This is a genomic window from Flavonifractor sp. An306 (genome assembly GCF_002159455.1).
In the GTDB taxonomy this organism is placed as follows: domain Bacteria; phylum Bacillota; class Clostridia; order Oscillospirales; family Oscillospiraceae; genus Flavonifractor.
In genome coordinates, this window is sequence record NZ_NFIQ01000125.1 from 1 (window position 1) to 4,872 (window position 4,872).

Here is a 4,872-nt window from a genome sequence, read left to right on the forward strand (position 1 = left end):
TCTGTGTGTTGGGTCTGGTTGGTTGCAGTCAGCAAGGACAACAGGACATAATAACTCCAACTCAAAATAACGAGGAAATATCCCAAACAGACATTCAATCCGAAGCTGAGCAGAAATATACTTATGAAGAATTATCCGAAATGCCCGCAGAAGAACTGCTTGATTTATTTATTCAACATGGTTTGGTTATCAATGACGATTTGAAAGCATCGTTTACAGATGAAGAACTCCAGGCCCTTTTTAAGGAAAACTTCCATTTGTGGCATACAGGAGTATCTGCACGTAGCCACACAATGTATTGTGATTTAGCAGAGCAGACAAAGGCAATTTTTGATAAAATTGCGATCCCTAATTTTTCTTATGCCGAAGATATGGCAATATATGTAGAAGGCGAACCTGGTGTAAAAACTTCTGGATTTGTAAATACAACTGAAACTGAAATAACTTTTGAGAATGTGGCCGAATGTGCTAAGAACGAATGCACCGTCGAGTATGACAGGATTACGACATATTTTGATACAGATGAATGTGTATGGAAAGTACATTTCGGCACAGACGGAATGGTTGGCGGCGACCAGAGCGTTTATTTGGATTGCGATGGAAAAACCGTCTTGATCGTATATGGCGAATAACTGGCCAATTTTAACTTGTTGAATTAAATACTATCTGATAGGAGCAAGGTCAAAATTATACCTTGCTCCTTTTCTTGGTATTCAAAAAAATGAATATAAAGGTCGATTATACATACCAATACTTATCTCGGACAGAGATATTTCTTTTTTACTCTTTGCCCGGTTTTGGCTTGATTTTGAACTAATTTGGAACTTTTTTCGAAAAAGATTGGGCCAGCAGCTTGTGGTCAAAATGGTCGGACAAACGACCAGGTTGGAGTGGGACGATCACAAATCGTTGTGCTCATTCTCTCATAACTAAGCACATTGTCCCCCAATAATGACTCAGAAAGAGTCCGAGGAAATTCGTTTTCCCCGGGCTCTTTTTTGTTATTCTTTTCATTTGCGACTTTGATGACGGTGGGGCTGGCTTGGCAATGTATGATATGGATGATATTTTTGAGGGCAAAGAAATTGATAATGGGCGTCATATCTGTAATGATGGAGGGTATTAGCAGGAGGAAAATCCTCAATAAATCTGTTGTAAGGTGTAGTTTTCAGGTCTAGGCAAAAAATTGTGCATTTTGCCCGGTGAAATCCAGATTGAGACTGCCAGCCTTCTAAAATGGGTGACAAATGGGATCTCGCGCATAATCGTCCCTGTCCGGGTGCCTTGTTCGATGCCGGGACTATCACTCCAGCATCCTCATCGTGAAATACAACACCGACTAAGCTGCGGCTGCGGTGCTTATGTTCTGGCAAATGAGAGTGCATGGAATGCACATTTCCTTAGAGAACGAGCATCGTTTTCCACAGGCAGCAGGCGGTGCGCGGCAATGCTCTTTTTGCCGAAAAAACACATTGACAAAAAAATGTCATGTGATATAGTAAACGAGGTATACATGAGCAGTGAAACCATGTAAAAAGGAGGAAAATCCCATGGCAAACATCATCATTGCGCCGGGCCGCTATATTCAGGGCCAGGGCGAACTGAACAACATCGGCAAATATGCGCAGCCGCTCGGCACGAAGGCGTTCGTACTCATCAGCAAATCCGGCTATGACCGGGTGGGCGAGACTGTGAAAAAGAGCTTTGAGGCCGCTCAGTGCAGCGTTTATTTTGAGTATTTCAACGGCGAGTGCTGCAAGACGGAGATCAACCGCCTGAAAGCGCGCTTTGACGAACTTGGCTGTGATGTGTGCGTCGGCATCGGCGGCGGCAAAATCCACGACACCGCGAAGGCACTGGCGTATTACGTCAAAAAGCCGGTCGTGGTTGTGCCGACCATTGCGGGAACAGACGCGCCGTGCTCCGCGCTTTCCGTCATCTATACGGATGAGGGCGTGTTTGAGGAGTACCTGTGGCTGCCTGCGAACCCCAACGTTGTGCTGGTGGATACCGACGTTGTCAGCAAGGCTCCCGCGCGTCTGCTGGTGTCCGGCATGGGCGATGCGCTGGCTACGTACTTTGAGGCGAAGGCCACGGCGGATGCGGATGCGGCGACCTGTGCGGGCGGTAAAGTGACGCGTGCTGCGCTCGTTCTGGCCCGTGCGTGCTATGATACGCTGCTGGCCGACGGCCTGAAGGCCCGCCTCGCTGTGGAGCAGCACGTCTGCACGCCCGCTGTTGAGAATATCATCGAGGCGAATACATATCTGTCTGGTATCGGATTTGAGTCCGGCGGCCTGGCCGGTGCGCATGCCATCCACAACGGCTTTACCGTTGCACCCGAAACGCACAAAATGTATCACGGTGAAAAGGTGGCATTCGGCACGCTCGTGCAGCTTGTGCTGCAGAATGCGGATATGGAGCAGATTGAGGAAGTGCTCGACTTCTGCATGAGCGTCGGCCTGCCCACGACGCTGGCCGATCTCGGCATGGAGAATCCCACCGAGGAGACGCTGCGCACGGTGGCGCAGGCAGCGGCCGCTCCGGGGGAGACCATCCACAACATGCCCATGGAAGTGACGGCGGATAAGGTCTATGCTGCCATCCTGGCAGCCGATGCGCTCGGCCGTGCATACAAATAATTACGGAAAAAACGACGCGGCTCCATTCTGTCACATTGTACCAGTCCAATAAAAACGGATGGTGAAAAGAGGCCCCCTGATGTAGGAGAATAAACTACATCAGGGGGTTTTGCTATGGGGGTACGATCCAAAGGCAGGCCGGGGAGACCTGTCATATCTGGAGACGTTCTGATGGAACAGGCACATAAAGCTCCATCGGTTACAGATGGAAAACAAGCTGCCGCGTTTGCTTTTGTATCCGCATTAAAACCTACCAAACAATGAGCCCAGAAACGATGAATTTGGTACCTTAAAGTGCGAATGGCCTGTTGTTTTTTTGCGACATTTTGCCGATATATATAAATGGATATATGTGGTTTTGAGACACGGGTTACCCAATATACTGCCATGCAAACTGTCCTGTTCAGGCGCTGCTTTGATGATCTATGCAGGGAGGGAGTACAGATGCAAATTGGAGGATTAGGTGTCAACGGTGCTGCTGCATTCGATGGCACTTCACAAATCCAGAAATCAGCGAAAAAGACTGTTAAAAATGCTATCACAGACGGTTTTGTAAAGCAGATTCAGGCGCTGGCTCGGGAGGATGCTCAAAAAGGCATCTACATGGACAAGGGATTTAGTCAGCTTCGGCGTGCCCGCATGGAGCAGTATGTCTCTCCGGATCGTGCTGGCCCGATGGCCAAAGTAAATTCTGTGATGAATACACTAAAAAAAGAGCAGGAACGGATCAAGGTCTATTTGGAGCGCCTTTTCGGAGATTATTCCGCCGAAATCAAAGGTGATTCAACATTTCGGACGGCTGAGGTTTATTCACCAGAGGGAGAACTGATTGCAAGTTATAGCGATTTTTATGGTCAATGGACCACGCATCAGACAAAAGCAGAGCTTCACTTTATTACCGAGACGGATATGATTTACTTACAGGCATTTCGAGAGGCCCGCGCGGAGATGAATGCTGTTGCTCAAGGACAGCCCCCTGCTGACACAGCTGCTGTGGATATTTGGGCGTAGCAAATTTTAACAATTTCATTAGAAATGAGGGTATTATTTTATGATGGATCATATTATTTTGGGAGCCAATCAAAGCATATCCAGTTCTGCCAGAGTGGAGAACAAGGTTAGATCGGCATCTCCGCTAAAAACAGAATCCTCCGACAAAGATGTGTTTGTTCGGTCTGCCAACACAGAAATGCCATCAGAAATTAAGCGGACGACAAAATCTCTGACATCCGATGTCGCGCAATCTTTGGCAGAGAAATACGATGTTACCAATATGACGCGGAACGAGTTTTGCCAGCTTCTGGGCGAATTGCGTAACATGGGTATTATCAGTTCGCAAGATTTTAGTGTGGGATATGGTGGTGAAATACCACACGATCTAAAAGAGGGTGAGGTGAGGATGACCTATGGGCCTCTTGAAGAACCCACATGGCCGACGGGGAATGAGCGGGCTGACTTTATAAAGCTGCTGCGCTCCTGTGCTGATTATTGCTCGGACTTTGCCGCTGATCAGGAAGAAGGCAGCGATGGCAGAACGGTTGGAAATTCACTGGCAGGTTCGTACCATCGGCTGATTGATGTGCTGGAGCAGATCAAAAAGGCAGAAAAAGATAAAAATGAGTCTGCCTCAAACGTCTAATGGCATTTGCTTAGGAGGAAAGGAAGGACTTTTTCCTGGCGGAATGTTTCTGTATCTAACCGTTAACTTTAGTCATGAGCGTCCGAAAGGAAAATTTGCGGCTGAAGCGCTTGCCAGAGGTCAGTTTTCGGTCCAAAAGCAATTGATGATTGGATGAACTCTCCTGCTCACAAGCGGACGTTTATGGGGGATAAGTATCTGTCTGCTGCAAGAGCTGGGAGCTGCTGGATCATCTGCGTGTGGAGCGATAACGGGGTTGAGCTGGCAGAAAAGTGGTCTGCCAACAACTATGATTATTCGGCATGCCTTGGCTAAAACATACGGACTGAATCAATAGAGTAAAAGACTCCTGGGAGAACGGTATTCTGGGAGTCTTCGTTTGTCAAAAAATGTATCAATAGCAGACTTGTTACTTGAAAATTGGTTCAACAAGTGCTATAATATTCACCAAATAGAATGAATAAACCTTAAAAATGACCCCCTGTTAGCGTCAGGCGATAATCGCCATTCCGGGTCAGGCGAAAAACGCCAATTTTGGTCAACTGAAAACAGCCATTTACAATTTGAATAGTTCCTTTACACTGGAGGCGT

4 protein-coding genes are annotated in these 4,872 nt (G+C 47.3%); all 4 read left to right on the plus strand.

Going from position 1 to position 4,872, the window contains the following annotated elements:
* Positions 1-632 (plus strand): hypothetical protein (locus B5F88_RS20880; RefSeq protein WP_162612246.1); only part of this gene is annotated, 632 nt, incomplete at its 5' end.
* Between the two features lie 918 nt (positions 633-1,550).
* Positions 1,551-2,642, plus strand: a complete 1,092-nt coding sequence (locus B5F88_RS18395) for a glycerol dehydrogenase (RefSeq protein WP_087348892.1) — start codon at positions 1,551-1,553, stop codon at positions 2,640-2,642.
* A 444-nt stretch (positions 2,643-3,086) separates the two neighbouring features.
* Positions 3,087-3,653, plus strand: a complete 567-nt coding sequence (locus B5F88_RS18400; RefSeq protein ID WP_087348894.1) for a hypothetical protein — start codon at positions 3,087-3,089, stop codon at positions 3,651-3,653.
* A 40-nt stretch (positions 3,654-3,693) separates the two neighbouring features.
* The gene (locus tag B5F88_RS18405; RefSeq protein ID WP_087348896.1) at positions 3,694-4,281 is read left to right on the plus strand and encodes a hypothetical protein; all 588 of its coding nucleotides are present in this window, start codon (positions 3,694-3,696) and stop codon (positions 4,279-4,281) included.
* The last annotated feature ends 591 nt before the right edge of the window (positions 4,282-4,872 follow it).

Excerpts from the sequence above, each read along its gene's own strand:
- B5F88_RS18395 (WP_087348892.1), top strand. The coding sequence starts at position 1,551 with ATGGCAAACATCATCATTGCGCCGGGCCGCTATATTCAGGGCCAGGGC.
- B5F88_RS18400 (WP_087348894.1), top strand. The coding sequence starts at position 3,087 with ATGCAAATTGGAGGATTAGGTGTCAACGGTGCTGCTGCATTCGATGGC.
- B5F88_RS18405 (WP_087348896.1), top strand. The coding sequence starts at position 3,694 with ATGATGGATCATATTATTTTGGGAGCCAATCAAAGCATATCCAGTTCT.